General features: G+C 53.6%; 20 protein-coding genes. 9 read left to right on the top strand and 11 right to left on the bottom strand.

Going from position 1 to position 19,125, the window contains the following annotated elements; translation table 11 throughout:
• The first annotated feature begins 76 nt into the window (after positions 1-76).
• The 5 genes from IEW12_RS12200 to IEW12_RS12180 all read left to right on the top strand — a co-directional run bounded on the left by IEW12_RS12200 (position 77) and on the right by IEW12_RS12180 (position 3,301).
• The gene (locus IEW12_RS12200) at positions 77-259 is read left to right on the top strand and encodes a CsbD family protein (RefSeq protein ID WP_188566307.1); all 183 of its coding nucleotides are present in this window, start codon (positions 77-79) and stop codon (positions 257-259) included.
• Positions 260-488: 229 nt separating this feature from the next.
• Complete coding sequence (locus IEW12_RS12195; RefSeq protein WP_188566306.1) at positions 489-1,055, top strand: hypothetical protein; 567 nt, start codon at positions 489-491, stop codon at positions 1,053-1,055.
• 263 nt (positions 1,056-1,318) lie between these two features.
• Complete coding sequence (locus IEW12_RS12190) at positions 1,319-2,560, top strand: AI-2E family transporter (protein WP_229751065.1); 1,242 nt, start codon at positions 1,319-1,321, stop codon at positions 2,558-2,560.
• A gap of 168 nt (positions 2,561-2,728) precedes the next feature.
• Positions 2,729-2,953, top strand: a complete 225-nt coding sequence (locus IEW12_RS12185) for a YMGG-like glycine zipper-containing protein (protein ID WP_188566305.1) — start codon at positions 2,729-2,731, stop codon at positions 2,951-2,953.
• A gap of 204 nt (positions 2,954-3,157) precedes the next feature.
• Positions 3,158-3,301, top strand: coding sequence for a lmo0937 family membrane protein (locus IEW12_RS12180; protein WP_188566304.1), 144 nt, complete (start codon positions 3,158-3,160; stop codon positions 3,299-3,301).
• A gap of 170 nt (positions 3,302-3,471) precedes the next feature.
• Here the strand turns inward: IEW12_RS12180 and IEW12_RS12175 are convergent, their stop codons facing one another.
• Entirely contained in the window at positions 3,472-3,933 is a 462-nt protein-coding gene (locus IEW12_RS12175; RefSeq protein WP_308789128.1) for a glycine zipper 2TM domain-containing protein, read from the bottom strand.
• A gap of 534 nt (positions 3,934-4,467) precedes the next feature.
• Here IEW12_RS12175 and IEW12_RS12170 point away from each other — a divergent pair.
• The gene (locus IEW12_RS12170; RefSeq protein ID WP_229751127.1) at positions 4,468-5,223 is read left to right on the top strand and encodes a Crp/Fnr family transcriptional regulator; all 756 of its coding nucleotides are present in this window, start codon (positions 4,468-4,470) and stop codon (positions 5,221-5,223) included.
• A gap of 111 nt (positions 5,224-5,334) precedes the next feature.
• Here IEW12_RS12170 and IEW12_RS12165 read toward each other — a convergent pair whose 3' ends face one another.
• The gene (locus tag IEW12_RS12165; protein WP_188566302.1) at positions 5,335-6,699 is read right to left on the bottom strand and encodes a sensor histidine kinase; all 1,365 of its coding nucleotides are present in this window, start codon (positions 6,697-6,699) and stop codon (positions 5,335-5,337) included.
• 400 nt (positions 6,700-7,099) lie between these two features.
• Between IEW12_RS12165 and IEW12_RS12160 the strand changes: the two genes are divergently transcribed.
• Positions 7,100-7,480, top strand: coding sequence for a response regulator (locus IEW12_RS12160; protein ID WP_188566301.1), 381 nt, complete (start codon positions 7,100-7,102; stop codon positions 7,478-7,480).
• Positions 7,481-7,545: 65 nt separating this feature from the next.
• Here the strand turns inward: IEW12_RS12160 and IEW12_RS12155 are convergent, their stop codons facing one another.
• Together IEW12_RS12155 and IEW12_RS12150 are read right to left on the bottom strand one after the other, a co-directional pair.
• The gene (locus IEW12_RS12155; RefSeq protein WP_188566300.1) at positions 7,546-8,178 is read right to left on the bottom strand and encodes a response regulator; all 633 of its coding nucleotides are present in this window, start codon (positions 8,176-8,178) and stop codon (positions 7,546-7,548) included.
• A gap of 128 nt (positions 8,179-8,306) precedes the next feature.
• Entirely contained in the window at positions 8,307-9,149 is an 843-nt protein-coding gene (locus tag IEW12_RS12150; RefSeq protein WP_188566813.1) for a YihY/virulence factor BrkB family protein, read from the bottom strand.
• A 359-nt stretch (positions 9,150-9,508) separates the two neighbouring features.
• On the opposite strand from IEW12_RS12150, the gene IEW12_RS12145 reads away from it, so the two are divergent.
• Positions 9,509-9,994, top strand: a complete 486-nt coding sequence (locus tag IEW12_RS12145; protein ID WP_188566299.1) for a hemerythrin domain-containing protein — start codon at positions 9,509-9,511, stop codon at positions 9,992-9,994.
• Positions 9,995-10,084: 90 nt separating this feature from the next.
• On the opposite strand, the gene IEW12_RS12140 is transcribed toward IEW12_RS12145, so the two are convergent.
• The 4 genes from IEW12_RS12140 to IEW12_RS12125 all read right to left on the bottom strand — a co-directional run bounded on the left by IEW12_RS12140 (position 10,085) and on the right by IEW12_RS12125 (position 11,491).
• Positions 10,085-10,459: a hypothetical protein gene (locus tag IEW12_RS12140; protein ID WP_188566298.1), complete on the bottom strand. Its 375-nt coding sequence runs from the start codon at positions 10,457-10,459 to the stop codon at positions 10,085-10,087.
• Between the two features lie 147 nt (positions 10,460-10,606).
• Positions 10,607-10,915 (bottom strand): GlsB/YeaQ/YmgE family stress response membrane protein, encoded by a 309-nt coding sequence (locus tag IEW12_RS12135; RefSeq protein WP_188566297.1) that lies wholly within the window; start codon positions 10,913-10,915, stop codon positions 10,607-10,609.
• A gap of 47 nt (positions 10,916-10,962) precedes the next feature.
• Positions 10,963-11,166, bottom strand: a complete 204-nt coding sequence (locus IEW12_RS12130) for a hypothetical protein (protein ID WP_188566296.1) — start codon at positions 11,164-11,166, stop codon at positions 10,963-10,965.
• A 97-nt stretch (positions 11,167-11,263) separates the two neighbouring features.
• Complete coding sequence (locus tag IEW12_RS12125) at positions 11,264-11,491, bottom strand: hypothetical protein (RefSeq protein ID WP_188566295.1); 228 nt, start codon at positions 11,489-11,491, stop codon at positions 11,264-11,266.
• Positions 11,492-12,081: 590 nt separating this feature from the next.
• On the opposite strand from IEW12_RS12125, the gene IEW12_RS12120 reads away from it, so the two are divergent.
• The gene (locus IEW12_RS12120) at positions 12,082-12,540 is read left to right on the top strand and encodes a PA2169 family four-helix-bundle protein (protein ID WP_188566294.1); all 459 of its coding nucleotides are present in this window, start codon (positions 12,082-12,084) and stop codon (positions 12,538-12,540) included.
• A gap of 80 nt (positions 12,541-12,620) precedes the next feature.
• On the opposite strand, the gene IEW12_RS12115 is transcribed toward IEW12_RS12120, so the two are convergent.
• The 3 genes from IEW12_RS12115 to IEW12_RS12105 all read right to left on the bottom strand — a co-directional run bounded on the left by IEW12_RS12115 (position 12,621) and on the right by IEW12_RS12105 (position 18,860).
• Entirely contained in the window at positions 12,621-13,568 is a 948-nt protein-coding gene (locus tag IEW12_RS12115) for an alpha/beta fold hydrolase (RefSeq protein ID WP_188566293.1), read from the bottom strand.
• 511 nt (positions 13,569-14,079) lie between these two features.
• A complete protein-coding gene (locus IEW12_RS12110) occupies positions 14,080-17,400 on the bottom strand; it encodes a S41 family peptidase (protein ID WP_188566292.1) in 3,321 nt (1,106 codons plus the stop codon).
• A gap of 269 nt (positions 17,401-17,669) precedes the next feature.
• Positions 17,670-18,860 (bottom strand): acetylornithine transaminase, encoded by a 1,191-nt coding sequence (locus IEW12_RS12105; protein ID WP_188566291.1) that lies wholly within the window; start codon positions 18,858-18,860, stop codon positions 17,670-17,672.
• Between the last annotated feature and the right edge of the window lie 265 nt (positions 18,861-19,125).

The following is a 19,125-nucleotide window of genomic DNA, read 5'->3' as shown; positions in this document are numbered from 1 at the left end:
ACCTGTGCGCGGGAGAACCGTGCGCTTTCTTCGCTGGGTATCCACAGCGCTTCGTTAACTGTTAAGGAGTTTCATCATGAATTCAGATCAAGTCAAAGGCGCAGCCAAAGATGCTATCGGCAAGGTTCAAAAAGAAGCCGGCAAAATGGTAGGTAGCAAAGAGCAGGAAGCCAAAGGCGCTGCCAAGCAGGTAGAAGGCAAGACACAAAAAGGCATAGGCAACGTCAAGGAAGCGATCAAAGACGCATCCAAGAAATAAGCACTTTGCATCCGTTGCAGCGCTCCGGCACCCGGAATTTTGGGAAGATGGTCCGCTGCAACGCCAAGGATGCCAGTTTAATTTTCCTGATTCATCTTGAAGCTTTTGATTTGTGTCGGGAATTTGCAGGGCCGCATCGCAATCACGAAATCAAGGGAAACGGCAGCTATATTCTGTTTCCATCGTCCTTTTGCATGCTTTCCTGCTCGCATGAGTACAGGAGATCATCATGCTGGAAACACCTATTTTAGATACTGATACCGAAGCTTCAGTAGCGCAGCGTCCGCGCCTCGTAACGGGGCTTTTTCCCGACAGGAAAAGCGCGGAGCTGGCTTATCAAAGCGCGGTGGAGCGCGGCTATAGCCGTAGCGACGTCAATGTGATCATGTCCAACGATACACGCAAGCGCGACTTCTCCGGAACCACCTCGGCAGAAACGGAGTTGGGTAGCAAGGCTGCAGAAGGCGCGGGTATAGGCGGTGCGATAGGCGGCACGCTGGGCGCAATAGGCGCTGCTCTCGCGACGATAGGAACTTCCATCGTCATTCCAGGCCTGGGCCTGGTGATCGCCGGCCCTGTGGTTGCCGCCCTGGCCGGGGCGGGTGCCGGCGGGCTCGCAGGTGGCCTGGTTGGTGCATTGATAGGCTGGGGCATACCGGAAGAACGTGTGAAACTGTATGAAGCCGGCGTCAAGGATGGCGGCATTTTGATGAGCGTGAAGCCACGCTCCGAAGAAGATGCACTTTACCTGGAATCCAGATGGAAAGAGCAGCGCGGCCAGCATATTTATTGGTAGGTTTTATTATTATTTTCAAGCCTGCTTGCTGGGCCTTGGTTTTTACAGAAATTCCAAAAAAAGGAGAACATCATGGGTAAATATTTTCTGGCGTGGTTATTGGGCGTGCCTGCCTTTATACTGGTGCTGATTTATCTTTTCGTGCACTGATTGCTTCATCCGGTTTTGCGCGAAGGGCTTAGGCCGTTACGATAAATCCCGCCTTTCCGCAAAAGCGCTTCCTGATTCCCCGGCGACCAGAATACTTATAACAAAGGCCAGGCATGCATACCGCTCCACAAATTCCGCTTTCTTCCGATTCTAAAGACGAGGCTCCAGCCGCTTCAAGCACGTCATCTATTGCGGCTAAAGAGCTCCCTGCGTCTCCTCTGGATATGCCTTTCCCCAACAACGCGGATGCAGGGCCAGGACCAATACAGCGTATCCACGTGGAAGCACGTGGCTGGGCGATTACCTTGCTGGCGATAATTGCATTCATCTTTGCGTTGAGCTTCGCGCAGAAATTTCTTATCCCGCTGACGTTTGCCATTTTTATTGCGTATACGCTGAGCCCCTTGGTTGCGGCACTGCAGCGGATAAAGATACCGCGTCTGATAGGAACTTCATTGCTGATGTTGAGCATTATCGGCGGCATAGGCATGCATGTAGGCTCTCTCAAGGAGGAGTTTGATTCCATTCTGGTGCAGTTGCCGGCTGCGACGCGCAAGCTGTCCACAGAGATGAACAAAATACAGGTCGGCCAGGCTACGCTGATGCAAAAGGTGCAGGCCGCTGCGACGGAGCTGGAGAAGGCGACTAGCCAGGCAACCGGTGCGAAACCTGACTTTAGGAAGCCGGTAGCGAGCGAGCCTCCTGCATTCAAGCTCAGGGAGTGGCTGCTGGCCGGATCCATGGGCCTGGTGGATTTATTAGGCCAGACGCTGATGGTGCTGTTCCTGGTTTTTTTCCTGCTGCTGGCCGATGATACTTTCAAGCGCAAGCTGGTCAAGCTGACTGGACCTTCATTGAGCCAGAAAAAAATTACGGTGCAGATCCTCAGCGATATCAATACGTCGATCCAGCACTATATGTTCATGCTGCTGGTGACTAATGTGCTACTGGGCTTGCTGACCTGGGCGGCGTTCCAGATCATAGGCCTGGAGAATGCAGGCGCCTGGGCTCTTACCAGTGCGCTGCTGCATGTGATTCCCTATTTTGGCTCCTTGCTAATTGCCGGTGCAACCGGCGTAGTCGCCTTCATGCAGTTTGGTTCGGTATCGATGGCGCTGCTGGTGGCCGGTGTCTGTCTGGGCATTGCGACCCTGGTTGGTACCTTTGTCACTACCTGGATGACGGGCCGCATAGCCCGGATGAATGCGGCTGCGGTCTTCATCTCCTTGTTGTTTTGGGGCTGGCTGTGGGGCATATGGGGCTTGTTGCTTGGCATTCCTATTATCGTGATCGTGAAAGTCGTTTCAGAGCATATTGAAGGCCTGGAGGCAGTTTCCGAACTGCTTGGTGACTAATGTGATTTGCGTTAAAGAGATGAGTTATACGTGAACTAACGTACAGAGCTTGCATGAACAAGGCCCTACACTGAAACTGTTCGATTGGGTATTGCATGGTTTCTCAATACCGTTTCGATTCGGTACTTTCAGTGAATCATGTAGCTAGCTACGCTAAAGGAGATAACTATGAATACGAAGAAAATCTTGGCAGTCAAATGTGCTGCCATCGCAGCAGTTCTCAGCCTGAGCGCTTGTGCAGGGATGAACAATCAGGATAAGAGTGCCGTTGCCGGCGCCGGTATCGGTGCGGTAGGTGGTGCAGTGCTGACAGGTGGTAGCCCCATCGGTACAGTTGGCGGCGCTGCCGTAGGTGGTTTCATAGGTAATGAAGTCGGCAAGAAGAAAGAATAATTTGCAAGAATAGTTTTCTGGCTGACAGGTAGTTTGCAGGGCGTTTTTTTAGAGCTCATTTCATGGATACCGGCCTTTGCTGTTATTGATGAAATGAGTTCTGGTATCCGATACCTGTTTTGCCACACGTTTGCTATAGCAACATATTCAACAAATTCAACATATCAATAAAGATTTCTACAGAAAATTGAAAGGGGCTCCATTATGCTTTATACCATTGCTGTCATCTTGCTAGTGTTGTGGATACTGGGTCTGGTCAGTTCCTATACCATAGGCGGATTCATCCATATTCTGCTGGTTGTTGCGATCGTCATGTTCCTGGTGCAAATCGTCAGCGGACGAAGATAGAGGTGCCCCGGTCTCGGCCGGGAATCGCCGGCCAAAACAAAAAGCCATTTACGCGAGAAATCGCTAAATGGCTTTTTTGATGGGATTTTTTCATGGGGGCGAAAAAAACGAGGCCGGGAAAACTCACCGGCCTCGTGCTTTCATAACTCACATCATAGGCTGCTATTGGCTTACAGGCGATAGACGCGATTATTTTCTATATGCACCCTTGTACCCACACGCACATCGGCGATGGCGTCCTGGGTAATGGTCTGGTAGCTGCCATTGTCCATGCGAACGGTAATTTGATACATCTCGCGTACCTGCGGTGGATTATTGTTTTGCTCCACCCTGTTGCCCACTACCGCGCCGCCGACTGCGCCGGCAACGGTTGCCACAGTATTGCCGCTACCTCCGCCAACTTGGTTACCCAGCACGCCGCCGACGATACCGCCTACCAGCGCACCCGCGCCGGGACCTCTTCTTTCGGTTTGCACTTGCACGATCTGGATGGAATCGACTACGCCGTAGTTATAGGCAATCTGTTGCGAGACTGGGACAGAGGTCGTCGTTGTCGTTGACCCGCAGGCTGCGAGTAAAGAGGTGGCCACCACCATGGTCGTCACAGCGAATTTTTTAGGGATATTCATCATGTTCTCCTTGGTTTTGATATGCAAAGAGGATAGGGGGGCAGCACAAAAATGACAGTGCGGTAGCACACTGTCTGCGAATAGCGTGTAGGCGCTGTGGCGCCGGTTGTTTGAAATTGCTGCGCGGAAATTAAAAATTGAAGATTTTTCTTTTGCAATTTTTTCCTGCATTTACCTACTTTCTCCTATGAAGACGGGGAGGAAAACATTCGTGTTCTGTGCGCCAGTGCACCCTCGCACAGCATTCTTGTAGGACAACACTGACTATTCGCATCGTGCTTAACGTACAAGCCAGCCCCTGTTACTCCGATGGCTGAGATGTGCTTTAAAACTTAAAGTGGGAACCATATTACTTGGCTTGAATAAGTGATCTGCAAGCGGCTTCGGCCCAGCTTTAAACAGTGTTCGCTGCTTTGAATTTCTCAGGATTCACGCAGCTGAATGAAAAATGTTTTTGAATTTAAGGGGACTAAAATGAACAATTCCATGCGTGCTGAAATTTCGGTAAAAACGCGTCTTCCTATGCCCGCAACAACAATGGTGAAACGTGAGTTTTCCATTGTCAGTAACCAGCTCAATCCACGTCCGATTGGCCCTATACAAAATGATTTGCTGGCAGCGCTGCCTGCCGATGAATTGGCGCTGCTGCTGCCTCATCTGGAGTTTGTGCATCTACCTTTTGATAAAGAATTATATGCATACGGCAGCAAACTGACGCATGTGTATTTTCCAACTACCGCCATTGTCGCCTTGCTGTATGTGCTGGCTGACGGCGGCGTTACAGAAATCGGCGTCATCGGGCATGAAGGCCTGGTGGGTATTTCCACACTGATGGGCGAAAGTGCGCTGGGAACTGCGATGGTGCAAAGCGCCGGCCATGCTTACAGGATGAAGGCTTCGGTATTGAGAGACGTGTGCAGCCACGGCGGCAAACTGCAGCAATTGCTGATGCGTTATACCCAGGCACTGTTTGCCCAGATGGCTCAAAACTCGGTCTGCGGCCGCCACTATTCCATTGATCAGCAATTGTCCCGCTGGTTGCTGGACAGACTGGATCGCTTGCCTTCCAATGAATTGAAAGTGACGCAGGAAATGATCGCCAATATGCTGGGGGTGCGCCGCGAGAGCGTGACCGAAGCAGCCGGCAAGCTGCAGCAGGAAGGCCTAATCCAGTATCGCCGCGGGAATATCACCGTGCTCGACAGAGAAGGCCTGGAAATGCATGCCGGTGAATGCTACCGTGTTGCGAAACATGAGTTTGATCTGATGTTGTCCAGCGGCGCAGTCAGGTAAATGTGAGCATGTGAGTAACGAGTGGAGAGCTTTGCAGTAGCTCGATCGTATTAGCCAATGAACAAAGGCGCCATAGGCGCCTTTGTTATTTTCTTTGCTATTCCTTTTGATTTAATGCGGGAAAGGCAAGAAGGCTTCAATCGAGGTGCCGCGATTGGCCACGCCCGGCTTGACGGTGAAGCTGCCCCCGAGCAGCAAGGCACGTTCCCTCATGCCCAGCAAGCCGTGCGATTTCGGCTTCTTTAGGGCGTCATTCGGTATGCCGACGCCGTCATCCAGGATCTGCAGCCACAGGCCGGTGGCCTGGCGCTTCAGCGTGACCTTGACATGGCTGGCCTTGGCGTACTTGATGATATTGGTCAGCGATTCCTGGGTAATGCGGAATAGCGCGATAGACCAGTCCGGGTCGATATTATCAAAGTCTTCTGTAATGTCGGCCTCATACAGCAGCCCGGCGATGCGGGTGGTTTCTTCGCAATGATTCTGTATTGATGCGGTCAGGCCCAGATTATCCAGCATGCTGGGCCGCAGGTTTTCAATGATGCGGCGCTTTAAATCCACGGTTTCCAGCAATGCCGCCTTGGCCCGCAACAACTGTGTGGCAAGTGCCGGCTCGGTCTTCTTCAGCTTTTCCGTTACCATGGACAGATCCATGCTGATTGCTGTCATGCTGGCGCCCATCTCGTCATGCAGTTCGCGCGCGAGTTTGGCTTTTTCCTCTTCCGATACTTTCAGCAGATGGCGCGACAGCACGGAAAGCTGTTCGGTGCGGGACAGCACCGTGGTTTCCAGATTGTCGTTGGCCAGCTTCAGCGCATCCTCTACCGCCCGCTGTTTGGCAAAGCTCCTGCGTATCAGGCGATAGAACAGAATCAGGATCAGGATCGCGATGGCATTGATGGCATTGCCGATCAACAGGGCGCGGTTGTATTCGTCATAAAAACGGTCCCGTCTTGCGGTCAATAGTTCCAGTTCCTCTTTTTCCATGATGATGTCCTGCAAACGGATCTCATCCATGATGTCGCGTCCTTCGCCGAGCTTGATGGCGGTAACGACTTCACCCAGGCCGCCATCGTGGAAGAGTGCGGTTCCCTCTTCAAATTTTTTCATCTTGCGCTCAAATAGCAGGCGCAGCTGCTGCATATTTTTCACTTGAGCAGGATTGTCCTGCACCAACTTGTTCAAGATGATGAATTCTGATTCCAGCTTATCCTTGGCCGCCTTCCAGGGGCGCAGGTAGGTGGGATCGTCAGACAGGTAGTATCCGCGCAGGCTGCTCTCGGCATCCATGATGAGCAGGTTGATATTTTTAAGATGGTCCTTGACGCTCCAGCCATGCTCCATCCAGTCATTGTTCTGTTTCAGCTTTTGCAGATTCTGGTAACTGGAGATCGCGCTGCCGCCCAGCGTTACCAGGCAAATCACGAACAGTGCAGTAACGTACAGCGGAATCGATGCAGACGAATTTTTTTTCACGTGAACTGGTCCAGGGAGTGTGCATTAAAAGATAACAGAAAAATCAGGGACATCAAATCCATGCGGACTGAAGCGCTTTTATTGTCCGCGAGTTGCTCACGCATTGCCGGCGAATTGTCCGCGAAAAAAAGGGGGGCGGATGTCGCGCCCGGTGTGCTCATGGCACGTGATTGCATTAGCGAGGAGTCTATTGTATTTTCTTGTGCACAATAAGGCTAGTGCCTGGCTTTTTCTTTGCTCGTTTGCGCCGGCGATCCATTTTCTTTTCGTGCCAAATTCCTATGGTAGTCTTAATCCTACACGCTCTTCCGCTAACGCTTATTGCGCTGGATTAAGGCTTTCCCTAGAATACAAGCACATAAGGAAAACCGATAAAACAAGACCACTCAAGGTCTACTTAATGAACATCGAAAAAAAATTGAAAGTCTTTCTAATTGAGGATGCCATCAAGATTCGGTCAGTACTGATCGACATTTTGCAGCAGACCGGAGATATTGAAGTCGTAGGGTATGCGGAAAATGAAAAAGATGCCCTGAATCAACTTCGCTCGCAAGAGTGGGATGTGGCCATTGTTGATATTGGCCTGCGTGAAGGTAATGGACTTGCAGTTCTGGCAGGCCTGAAAAGCGATGCAAAGGCTTACGGTAAACGTCTTGTCTTTACCAGCAATCCCAGCACTGCGCTGAAGGCCCGTACCCTGGCTTTGGGTGCCGAGGCCTTCTTTGATAAATCCCGGGATATGGATGTCCTGGTCAATCATATACAGGGCTTGGCGCACTAGCCACGGTGGTCCCTCGGTGTGGGCGGTGAGGATAGCAAATAAGCCGCTTCCAACGGCTTTTGCCTTTATTCCAGCAGATTGTTCTTCAGCGCGTAGTAGGTCAAGTCGCTATTGGAATGCAATCCCATCTTTTCCATTACCCGGGTACGATAAGTGCTGATCGTCTTCACGCTGAGTGACAGCTTGACGGCGATATCCGAAACAGATTCTCCTTTGGCCAGGCGCAGGAATACCTGGAACTCTCGGTCTGACAGCTCAGTATGGATAGCTGCGGTAGTATCGTGATCGAAACCTTGTGCCAGGATCTCGCCAACTGCAGCGCTGACGTAACGGCGGCCTGTAGCAACCGTGCGGATAGCCTTGATCAATTCTTCTGCATCGCACTCTTTATTCAGATAGCCGTTAGCGCCCATCTTCAGCAGGTTCACCGCATATTGCTGCGCCGGATAACCACTCAGTATCAGGATGGGCAGCTCAGGCTGGCCTTGCTTGATGGTGCGCAAGGTATCAATACCGCTTTGGTCCGGCATGCTGATATCCAGCAGCATCACATCACATACTTTTTTTCGTGCAATGTCCAGAGCTTCCCTGCCGCTGGTGGCTTCGGCCACGACTTCGATATCGCTGATCTCAGAAAAAATCTGCTTGAATCCTGCCCTGACAATTTGATGGTCATCGCAGATGGCAATTCGTATCATTTCTTCCTCGACTTTATCTTAAATGCAAAGTGGTTCAAATCTGCCTGTCCCGGAAACAATAGGTGGCAGCATCCGCACATGCGGCAAATGTTAAATGCAAATTTTACACTATCGGCTTGCTACTATCGTCATTTGTTCTGATTTCGCCTCGAATTTTGCAGGCTGCCGAAATACTCGGCGTATTGACGGGTAAATTCCGCCCCCAGAAAGAAAATCTGAGAAGAATAGTAAATCCATAACAACAAAGCGACGACTGAGCCGGCTGCGCCATATCCGCTGGCAACAGCGCTATTACCCAAATAGACGCCTATTCCGTATTTTCCCAGGCTGAACAGGCCTGCCGTACCTATCGCGCCTATCCAGACATCACTCCATGACAGTTTGATCTGCGGCAGCATTTTGTAAATTACCGCGAACATGCAGGCGATCACTGCGAATGAAAAAAACGAAGACAGGGGACTGATGATCAGCACATTTTGAGCCCAGCCAACCCAGTAGCGCTCCAAAATGGCGAGACCGGCGCTAATGACCAGTGATACCAACAGTAAAAAAGCAAGCACCAGCACCAATCCAAATGACAGCAGCCTGGTCCGGATCAGGCCCAGGATGCCGGGCTGGTAATTAGGCGGCACCTGCCATATCTCATCCAGGCTGGCTTTCAGCTCTGCAAATACGCTGGTGGCGCCTATCAGCAGAATGACAGTTGCCACCGCTGTTGCGATACGGCCTGAGACTGGATTGTGCGCGCCGGCCAGCAATACCTGGATGGCGTCCGAGCTGCTTGGGCCTATCAGTGCCGTCAATTGCGAGAAAATCTCTTTTTGTGCGACATCGCTATCGAAGACGGTACCGACAATGGCGAGTACCAGCACCAGGATGGGTGCCATTGAAAACAAGGTGTAAAACGCCAGCGCGGCGCCTTTGCTCGCCGCGCGTTGTGTAATCCATTGCTCGACCGAACTGCGCAGCATCAGACGCAATCGCTGATCTGTCGACAATTGCAAAGATTCCGGCGCGGGGGCCGGAATCTTGGAGAGAGGGGCAGGCTGGTCATCCATCAGTGCGGGCTCGAGCAAGGGAATCGGATGCGTTTTATTTCGCGGTACCCTGAGTACCTTGTGATATTCGCTCATTGTCGTTGGTGCTTTCACCTATATTTTTGCCTATTTTTATGCTTGCTAGTATCGCGCACCCGGTGCTACAAATATGTACGTTAGCGTACCGAAAGCGCATTCCCTTAAACCTATCGTGGTAGTGCAGAAGCTTCAGTCCGCTTGCAAATTTTTTGCCTTGCGCCTGGCTGCAAAACCAACATCAGGGGAGAGAACACATGGATGCAATCAAACTGCTGACCAGCCAGCACCGCTCGCTGGAAGCTACGCTGAAGAAGGCGCTGGCGGCTAAGACCGACGGCGGCCAGTACAAACTATTTGCGAAAGCGGCAGACGAACTGAGTGTGCATATCTCTTCCGAAGAGCAGATTTTTTATCCGGCCGTGAAGGCGATAAAAACGGAAGACATCCTGCTGGAATCGCTGGAAGAGCATCTGTCGCTAAAGCGTCTGGTGGCGGATCTGGTAGAGCTGATGCCGGAAGATGAAACCTTTCAACCCAAGCTGAAAGTATTGTCGGAGCAGGCCGAACATCATCACAAGGAAGAGGAAGAGAACCTGTTCCCCAAAGTGAAGAAGCTGCTGACGGAAAAAGAGCTGGACGACCTGGGAACCGAGATGAAGAGTTTACAGTCCGCACTGAAAAAACAGGGCGATCCGCGTGAATCCGTGATTGATGAGACGCTGGAAGCGCAGGGATTATAGGAACACTGAAGCAAAAAAAGAGGCGCTGCATTTCAAATGCAGCGCCTCTTTTTTTTTACTTTTCTAGTGTGCCGGCAGCTTTTGCCAGGCTTATTTGCGTTGAAAAATCTGGCTCAGCAAATAGCCTGCTGCTGCCGCAACTAAAATGGATTCCATCGGTTTGCGGCGTACCTGCACGCGGCAATCATCCAGCAGGCGTTGCTGCGCCAGATGGAATTTCTCGCTGGTGTGGTGTACGCTTTCCAGAGCGGACGATGCGGTGCATGCCAGTTTGTCTATGGCCTGCTTCACCGTTTTTTGTGTGACTTCGGCAGCACGCTCTGCTATTGCTGGCGCATCTATACTGGCGACTGCAGTTTTCGCTGAGTCGACTGCTGTATCTACGGCAGAAATGGCTTTATCGGCGATGGATGTTTTGTTCGCATCGCTGCTGCTTGGAAATGGGGAATTATCATTGATAGACATAGTAGCTCCTTGGTTGAGAGCGAAGCTGCTGTATTCAGGAATCAACAACCAGCAACGCAATGTCGTGTTAATCGTATTAAAAGGCCTTTTGATTCATCCGCCGATGAGCTTATTCGTATCGCTTAGGCCATTGCTTAAGCTGAAATATCAACGCATTCTGCCTGTGCGAAGCAGATTCAGCAGCGCCAGTAAAACCAGTGCACCAAAAAAAGTAGCCAGCGCCGGGCCGGGGCCAAAGGCCAAACCCGTTGGTAAAGCTTCGCCGGCAACGCCGGGAGTAATATTTGCTGGTGCAGCCGAACCTGAGAATGCGCGTAGCACCCACTGCCCCAGAGCACTGCCGAAAATGCCCACTACCAGGTTCAACGCCATGCTGTGATCCATGGCCGGTTTCATCAGGCATGCCGCCAGCCAGCCTATGGCTGCAACACAAAAGAACCAGGCAATAAAATTCATGGCGTTGCTCCTTTCAGGCAAAGAGAGAGGGGCTGAGAAATAACAGACTAGTGACGCAGTTGTGTATCAGGAGCGCCAGCCGTGTTTGCCGGAGGAGGCAGATTGCCGCCTTCGCCTTCCCAGGTATTCAGTTCTACCTTGTGCTGCTTGCGCTCATGGCGTTTCGTATGATGGCGGTTTTTGCCCATGACAGTGAACAGAGCCCAGCCTGCAAGGCTGGCAGCTAGCAAGAGTTGGTTTTTAGTAAGCATGAAATTTCTCCGGTTTCAGGTTGCAAAAATGTGTGCTTAGTGCGGATAAGTAGCGCCGTCCGGCGAATGCCGGAAGCAGACTGTTTGCCCTAAGTGTTCAGGTCGTACTGCGCGTGTTCATGCCGATGGATACGGGTTTTTCCTGCCGTTTCAGGCAGTCGCGGATGATACTCTGCGCGTCGCCCACTGCTATCTGGCATTTGCCGCTCACCTGCATGTGCACGCCCGATACCTGTAGACGGTTATTTCCCAGAAAGCGGCCACACATTTCCTGGGTCAGTCCCAGTGAGTAAATGCTCAGGCCCTTTAGCAGACTTTTGTTCATGGCGCATCCTCCGGCTCAGTGTTGGTGAATCATCTGTGTGTGATTGCTGCTTAACTTTGAAAAGCTGCGTGAAAACTGTGGAAACGCTAGTTGGATTTTTGTAGCAATTTTTCTATGGATTGATACTAGCATCGGCAAACTGCACACTTATATAGGACGTCAGCGACAGGGCTTGTAGGAATAGATGAAGTTTTGACAGGTGAGGGAATTGGGAGGGAGAACAGCCTTGGATGAGGACACGCTGAAACCCGTTTATTAGGCGGTTTATTTGCTCGGGCTCTGCTTGCGAGCTGTAGTTGATTTGCGCTGCTTCGTGCCAACTATTTCCCCGGGGAAATTTATATTCAGCAGCCTTAATAGCGAGGTACTCATGATTTCTGCTTCGTTCAATCCTACAGCGGCGAAAGTCCATGTCCGATGGCGGCCATATGCGGTAGTGATTAGCATGTTTGCATGTTAGAGACTTCTCTTTGACGTTCCACAACCCCGTTTGTGGGAGACCGCAGCAAGAGCTCCGGCATGGCTAAAAAAGCCAGGGAGTGACGCTTATCTGTGTGTACAACTGCACACGTTCACGTAAAGGAAAAATCATGGAAAACGACGATATCATTTCTACCCTTAACGATTTGATCGAAACCTGCAAAGACGGTGAAGAAGGTTTCAAAACCTGCGTGGAAGATGCCAGCGATCGCCATCCACAATTGAAAGCCATGCTGGTAGACCGCCAGCGCGGCTGTGCCGCCGCTGCGAGTGAATTGCAAGACCTGGTACGCGCCCAAGGCGGTGATCCGGAAACCAGCAGTAGTGTTGCCGGTGCCTTGCACCGTAGCTGGGTCAATATCAAGACCGCCATCACCGGCAAGGATGACGAGGCAGTCTTGAATGAATGCGAGCGCGGTGAGGATTCTGCGGTACGCAGCTATCGTAAGGCACTGGAAAAAGATTTGCCTGCGCATATACGCCTGGTTGTGGAACGCCAGTATCAGGGCGTGCTACACAATCATGACCAGATCAAAAATCTGCGCGATCAGGTAAGGGCGCATGCCTGAGTAGTTTGACAGTTGCATGTAAAAAATCCCGGACCAGTCCGGGATTTTTTCATTGTGTCAATCGAAAGCTGAAACCTGTGCTAGTTCAAAAAGGTCTTCACTACCGCCACTGTGGCCACAGGATCTTCTTCATGCGGCACATGTCCTAGCTGGTCGAAGCGGACAAATTGGCTGCCAGCAATATCCTGATGGAACTGTTGCCCATATTCAATCGGGATCAGGCCATCGTGTGCGCCCCAGATAATCAGTGTTGGCTGTTTCAGGGCCTTGATTTTTTCCGCAGACGCACCTCCGTCCAGTTGGCCGAAGCGCCTTCCCAGAGCATGGCGATTTCCCTCCCTTAAGGTCATCGCTTCATAAAGGTCCACCAGTTGAGGTGTGACTTTGGCCGGGTCGCCATACACATTGCGTACGCTCTTTTCTATCATGCTGCGCGGCAATGTCGATTCCATCAGTTTGTTCAGGCCGGGAGTGCGCGCGATGATGAAGCCTATCGGCAGCGACTTTGGCTTGAAGGCATAGCCGCCGGCATCCACCAGTATCAGCTTTTCCACCCTTTGCGGCGCGGCGGCGGCAACTTGCCAGGCGATTTCACCACCCAGCGAATTCCCGCCCAGTATACATTTTTGCACGCCCAGCTTATCCATCAGGTCCAGCATGAAGCGGACATACACCGCATTGCTGTAATCATCTTGGGCGTTGGGGCCGGTCAGGCCAAAGCCCGGCAGATCCATCGTGATGACCCGGTGCTTGTCCTTCAGCGCAGCGACCCATCCCTCCCAGGTATGCAGGCTGGCCGAGGTGCCGTGTATCAGCAGGATGGGAACGGCATCGTCCCTGAGGCCTTCATCCCGGATATGGACTTGCAAGCCTTTGACGGCTATGAATTGCGACGGTGGCGGCGCCCAGCGCTGCTTCAGCTCCGATACCGGCTTATCCGGCGCCCAGGTGAGGGCGATGGATGCTGCGATCAGCACCAGCAATAGCAGCAACAGGTACAAAATTCCTTTCAGTATGCTTTTTCCCATATCGTCTCCTTATTATTAAATGCTAGAACTCATTTCATCAATAGGAGCGAGTGCGAACGAGTCCATTTGGGATGCAGTGCGAGGCGTGTCGCGACGCAAAGGGTGGTTCCCTTTGCTAGCGCCCTAGGCGGGCCCGCACGCTGCAATGCGCCCAAATGGGCCGTTCCCGAAGGGTTTGCCTTAAAAGTGGCGCTGGACTGCGTTGCACTCGTTGTCAATAGCTCGCTATTGACGCCTCGCCCTTGCAGGGCGCATACGGGCTTGCAAGCCCGTATCGTTGCGCAGGCGCGCAGCAGGCTGCGCAAAACCTCTGCTCCACCACATTGCCAGCGCCGCTTTTAAGACAAACGCATCTCACTCCTATTGATGAAATGAGTTCTAACAATGATAAGGTTTTATACGCGAAGGGCAAGGACGTTTGCTGCCAGCCCGTTTCACAATAAAGCGGCGGGCAAGAAAAAAGCCCGCCTGTCGTTCACCAGGGCGGGCTTCAATTGTGTCTCGCGGATACTTACAGTGCAGGGATGACCTGTGGCGTGTAAGGCTTGACTGGCTGTTCCTTCAATTTTTTCTCCAGAATTTGCAGGCCGACTTCCAATTGCCTGTCCTCACCGTTGAAGGTTGCATGTGGAGGATTATCCACTTCCACATCCGGGATCACGCCTATGCCTTCAATCAGCCAGCGGCCATCGGCGGCAAACTGGCCGTTTTCTGCGACCCTGACCATGCCGTTATCCACCAGGCGGTTGCGGTCGGACAACCAGACGCCGGCACCGGCAGTACGCTTGCCCACCAGCGGCGCAATGCCAAGCGCCTTGATGCCGGCGGCAAAGGTTTCGCCATCCGAATAGGTCAGCTCATCCATCAGCACCACCAGGTGGCCGCGGAAGGTTTGCTGCATATTGCTGTTAGGCTGGTTGTTCGGCGAAGACCAGAAAGCCCAGGCCTTGCGCAAGAGTTTTTCTATGATCCAGCTATCGATGCTGCCGCCGTTGTTACGGCGCACATCAATGATCAGCCCGTCGCGGTTGATATTGCTGTAAAAGTCGCGCGCAAAGCTGGCGATATCATTCTGGCCCATGGCCCGCAGGTGCAGATAGCCGATCTTGCCTTTCGATTCTGTATCCACCCGTGCACTGCGGCTTAGTTCCCAGTCGCTGTAGCGCAGGCTGTTTTGCTTGCTCATGGATACCGGCAGTACCACAAAAGGCTTGGCCGGGGCCGCACCGCGCTTCACTTCCAGCAAGACCTGTTTTTCAGCCTGGTTCAGGAGCAGATCCGAGATATCGCGCGCCTTCAGCACGGGCTTGCCATTGACTGCGGTAATGACGTCGCCATCCTTGATATCCATATCAGCCTGCGCCAGCGGTCCGCGGTCTGCCGGTAGTTCCGGTTCGCTACGGTAGATATGGTCTATACGGTAGCCTTCGGCAGTGCGCGACAGGACCGCGCCCAGACCGGCAGGCTGGCCTTCCGGCAAGCCCTTGCGGATGTCGCCTGGGGCCACCTGCGAGTGCAGCGCGCCGACCTCGGCCACCATCATGCCCAGGATGTCGTTCAGCTCGGCCCGGTCGGTGATGCGGTCCACCAGCGGCGCATATTTATTGCGTATCTTCAGCCAGTCCAGTCCGCGCATCTTGTCGTCATACAGGAAATCCCTGTGCATGCGCCAGGCATCGGTGAACATCTGCTTCCATTCTTCACGCGGATTGGAGCTGAAAGACCAGTCATCGATCTTGATCTTGGCCTTGCTGATGTCGGCAGGCTGCTTGGCGCCGGCTTCCACGATGACGAATTCGCCGGGGCCGTTGGTGGTAAAGCTGCGATAGAAGACCCGTTTCCTGTCATTCGACAGGTCATAGGAACGCACGCCGGCCGCAAAGACTTCCGGCTGCGGGCCGGTCTTGCTGATTGCCAGGGTTTTCAGGTTCGCCTTGCCGTTGTCGCCATCCTGTTCCAGGAAATACAGGCGCTTGTCATCCACTGCAAGTGCGCGGTAATTGCCGGCTGCCAGCGGCACTTCATACAGGCGTGAGGACAGTCCTGCCAGTACAACAGCGGGCGAGGCCGGCTTGGCTGCTTTCTTGTCTGCTTCGGCTGCCGGCTTCTTGCTGTCCTTGTCGTCCTTGGCATCGGCTGTCTTGGCTGCGGCGTCCTTATCGGATTTTTCAGGCGGCGCCTTGCTCAACTCATCATCGGGCTTGAAAGGGAAGCGGTTGCCGGGCTGCAGCGCCAGCGCATACACGCCGGTGCGCTTGTCGAATACCGGCCCCATATTGCGGTCGCCCCAGGGCGCGCCATTGGTCAGCTTGAAATTGCGGTCGGACAGGAAGTACAACCATTTGCCGTCGGGAGAAAACGCCGGCGAGCTGGCGGTGTAGCGGTCGGTGGTGACGAAGGCCAGCTCCTTGCTGTCCAGTGCATACAGGCCTATCTGGTCGCGCTGCGCGCTGTTGGTGGCGCGTACCATGGCCAGTGTCTTGCTGTCGGGCGACCACACTACCTCTTCATGCTTGTCCACGCCTATCTTGCCGGCATCGTCGATTGCCGTATTCTTGCCGGTGGCCAGTTCCAGCAGCCAGAAGCGGCCGCGCTTGTCGGTGTGCGCCAGCCATTTGCCGTCCGGAGAAGGGTAGAGCTGCCAGCGATGGCTGTCGCCGTTATGTGTCAGGGCGACGCCGGGGCCGGCGCCATTGGCCGGGAAGCGCCAGATCTCGTTTTCGCCGGTGGTGTCGACGATTGCATACACCCATTTATCGTCATAGCTGAAGACGGCATCGCGGGCGCGCGAGCCTTCCGGTACTGCGATCTCTATGCGCCTTTGCGAGCCGGTGCCGGCAATGCTGGCGCGTCCGCGTGCGGTGATGATGATGCGCTCATCCTTGTTGGAAAGCTGGATATTGGTCAATTGCTCCAGCGGCGACTTGATCTGGCGGCTTCTTTGCTGGTCAAAGTCGGAGACCAAGTCTATCTTCAGCAGCTTGTCGTTCTGTGCAGCAATGTCAAACACATGCAGGTCGGCACCCAGTTGATAGATGATCTTGCCGTCGCCCATGCTGGCGTTGCGCACATCCCATTCCTTGTTGGCGGTCAGCGCGCGCTTGTCGCTGCCGTCCGGATTCATGCTCCACAGATTGTCCGCACCTTCGCGGTCGCTGACAAAATACAGCCGGTTGTTCCACCACATAGGGCGCTTGTTGTTGGACGTATCGCCGGCAAACAGTGGCTGCGCTTCCGACTTACCCTGCAGGTCGTAGCGCCATAGCTGCGCATAGGCGCCGCCGCGGTAGTGGCGCACATTGTCATTGGTCATGTGCAGGCCGTAGCGCGTGAAGTACAGGGTCTTGCCGCTATCATCCAGTGTCGCTTCATTGGCGTCGGCCACAGGAAACACCTTGGGGATCATGCTTTGCGGATTGATCGCGGCAATGATGCGGTGTGCCGAAGGGCCGGTGCTGTTTTGCGTGGTGACCAGCACCTCGCCTTGCGCGGTCCATCCCAATACGTTGACGGCGCCGTTTTCAAAGCTCAGGCGCTTGGGCAAGCCGCCTGCCAGCGGCATCACATAGGCTTCCTGCGCCCCTTCATACGATGCAGAAAAAGCCAGCCATTTGCCGTCGCGCGAGATTGCCGCATTGGTTTCCGCCGCCGGGTGCGTCGTCAGCCTTTGCGCCTGGCCGCCGCTGCTGCCCACGCGCCACAGGTCGCCCTCGGCAGTAAACACGACGGAATCCGCATGGATGGTGGGGAATCGGTAATAGGCGTCACCGGCGAACACAGGTGAGATGGCCCCTGCCAGGGCAAGGGATAGCACAAGACGTGAAATTTTCATGGTGCACACTAAGAAGTTGGTCGGAGTAAGGACGGCATGATGCCGGCTTGCTGATTATGCTTATATGGTTATTGCGCTTTGTTTTCTTATATTACTTGAGAGCAGCAGTCAGACCGGCTTTTTTGCGAAAAGTTCTGCGTATATTCCCGGATGCCCCGGAGTATTACATGCGGGAGGGAGGAGCTTTTGCGGGGGAATAGGAGGGGGAGTTGCTGACAGGCGGCAGGCAGGAAGCCTGCCGCCCGGTACGTACGACTAAGCGGCTTGGCTTATTTTTTCACTTGCTGCAATACCTGGCCCAGCATGTCTATCATCTGGTCGATTTCTGCAATGCTGACATTCAGTGCTGGCATGAAACGCAGCAGGTCAGGGCGTGGGGAGTTCAGCAGCAAGCCCACCGGCCCCATATTGCGCGCCACTTCCACGATCTGCGGACCGATGTCGGAACCCAGCTTCAATGCCCGCAGCAAGCCTTCGCCGCGCTCGCCCTGCAGGCCGAACTGCTCGGACAATTTCAGCAGGGCCTTGCTCAGGTAGGCCGATTTTTCCTGCACCGAAGCCAGGAAGCCAGGCTCCAGCAGCGCTTTCAGCACGGCGATGCCGACTGCCGTGATCAATGGGTTGCCGTTGTAGGTACCGCCCTGGTCGCCAGGGACAAAACAGGCCACTTCTTCCTTGCACAGCAAGGCTGCCAGCGGCACGCCGCCGCCTATGCCCTTGGCCAGCGTCATGATGTCCGGTTCAACATTGGAATTTTCGTAGGCGAACAGGGAGCCGGTGCGGCCCATGCCGGATTGCACTTCATCCACGATCAGCAGGATATTGTGCTTTTTGGTCAGTGCACGCAAAGCCTGCATGAATTCGCGGCTGGCAGGCAATACGCCGCCTTCGCCCTGGACCGGCTCCAGCATTACGGCGACGGTCTTGTCGGTGATCAGCTTTTCTACCGATGCGATGTCGTTCAGGTCCGCCTTTGGGAAGCCGGACACTTGCGGTGCAAAAATCGTATCCCAGCCCGGTTTGCCGGAGGCTGACATGGTCGCCAGCGTGCGACCGTGGAAGCCATGGTCGAAGGTGATGATCTCAAACGCGCCATTCTTGTTTTTCTGGCCCCATTTGCGTGCCAGCTTGATCGCGCCTTCATTTGCTTCCGCGCCGCTATTGGCAAAGAATACGCGGTCGAAGCAGGAATTGGCCGTCAGCAGGCTGGCCAATTCGATGGCCGGTGCATTGTAGAAAGCCGGGGAAGGGTTGATCAGAGTTTTGGATTGCTTGATCAGCGCATCCTGTATGCATTGCGGCGAATGGCCCAGGCAATTGACAGCCCAGCCTTGCAGGTAGTCCAGGTAGCGCTTGCCGTTATTGTCGGTCAGCCACATGCCGCTGCCCTCGGTAAACACGAGTTCCGGCCGTGGCGTGATGTACATGAGGGCATTGACGTTGTACTGGCTGTATTCCATTTCTAGGCTCCTGGGTTAAATGTCCGGCAATTGAAAATTCTGGCTGGGATTGTAAGGCTGTAAGGCGTATTCAGTTCTGGTCTAGATACAAAAAAAGCCACAGGTTAGGCCTGTGGCTTCGGTGTTCTGGTGCAGCTTATTTCTCGCGCACGATCTTCACACAACACGCCCAGGCTCCGGGTGCATAGCACTACGTCGCGCGATATTTGGTGAAGACATGTTAGGGAAATTTTTCATAAAACGGATAGTAGGACGTTTTGCGCAC

It is taken from the genome of Parundibacterium terreum, assembly GCF_014636315.1.
Classification (GTDB): Bacteria; Pseudomonadota; Gammaproteobacteria; order Burkholderiales; family Burkholderiaceae_D; genus Undibacterium; species Undibacterium terreum.
This window is presented reverse-complemented; position numbering and strand designations above follow the sequence as displayed.

Bases quoted from the DNA above. Each gene is read 5' to 3' on its own strand.
- IEW12_RS12135 (WP_188566297.1), bottom strand. From the start codon at position 10,915: ATGAATTTTATTGCCTGGTTCTTTTGTGTTGCAGCCATAGGCTGGCTG.
- IEW12_RS12120 (WP_188566294.1), top strand. From the start codon at position 12,082: ATGGAAAACGACGATATCATTTCTACCCTTAACGATTTGATCGAAACC.
- IEW12_RS12130 (WP_188566296.1), bottom strand. From the start codon at position 11,166: ATGCTTACTAAAAACCAACTCTTGCTAGCTGCCAGCCTTGCAGGCTGG.
- IEW12_RS12160 (WP_188566301.1), top strand. From the start codon at position 7,100: ATGAACATCGAAAAAAAATTGAAAGTCTTTCTAATTGAGGATGCCATC.
- IEW12_RS12180 (WP_188566304.1), top strand. From the start codon at position 3,158: ATGCTTTATACCATTGCTGTCATCTTGCTAGTGTTGTGGATACTGGGT.
- IEW12_RS12145 (WP_188566299.1), top strand. From the start codon at position 9,509: ATGGATGCAATCAAACTGCTGACCAGCCAGCACCGCTCGCTGGAAGCT.
- IEW12_RS12200 (WP_188566307.1), top strand. From the start codon at position 77: ATGAATTCAGATCAAGTCAAAGGCGCAGCCAAAGATGCTATCGGCAAG.
- IEW12_RS12170 (WP_229751127.1), top strand. From the start codon at position 4,468: ATGGTGAAACGTGAGTTTTCCATTGTCAGTAACCAGCTCAATCCACGT.
- IEW12_RS12115 (WP_188566293.1), bottom strand. From the start codon at position 13,568: ATGGGAAAAAGCATACTGAAAGGAATTTTGTACCTGTTGCTGCTATTG.
- IEW12_RS12185 (WP_188566305.1), top strand. From the start codon at position 2,729: ATGAATACGAAGAAAATCTTGGCAGTCAAATGTGCTGCCATCGCAGCA.
- IEW12_RS12110 (WP_188566292.1), bottom strand. From the start codon at position 17,400: ATGAAAATTTCACGTCTTGTGCTATCCCTTGCCCTGGCAGGGGCCATC.
- IEW12_RS12105 (WP_188566291.1), bottom strand. From the start codon at position 18,860: ATGGAATACAGCCAGTACAACGTCAATGCCCTCATGTACATCACGCCA.
- IEW12_RS12125 (WP_188566295.1), bottom strand. From the start codon at position 11,491: ATGAACAAAAGTCTGCTAAAGGGCCTGAGCATTTACTCACTGGGACTG.
- IEW12_RS12150 (WP_188566813.1), bottom strand. From the start codon at position 9,149: ATGCTGCGCAGTTCGGTCGAGCAATGGATTACACAACGCGCGGCGAGC.
- IEW12_RS12175 (WP_308789128.1), bottom strand. From the start codon at position 3,933: ATGATGAATATCCCTAAAAAATTCGCTGTGACGACCATGGTGGTGGCC.
- IEW12_RS12155 (WP_188566300.1), bottom strand. From the start codon at position 8,178: ATGATACGAATTGCCATCTGCGATGACCATCAAATTGTCAGGGCAGGA.
- IEW12_RS12140 (WP_188566298.1), bottom strand. From the start codon at position 10,459: ATGTCTATCAATGATAATTCCCCATTTCCAAGCAGCAGCGATGCGAAC.
- IEW12_RS12195 (WP_188566306.1), top strand. From the start codon at position 489: ATGCTGGAAACACCTATTTTAGATACTGATACCGAAGCTTCAGTAGCG.
- IEW12_RS12190 (WP_229751065.1), top strand. From the start codon at position 1,319: ATGCATACCGCTCCACAAATTCCGCTTTCTTCCGATTCTAAAGACGAG.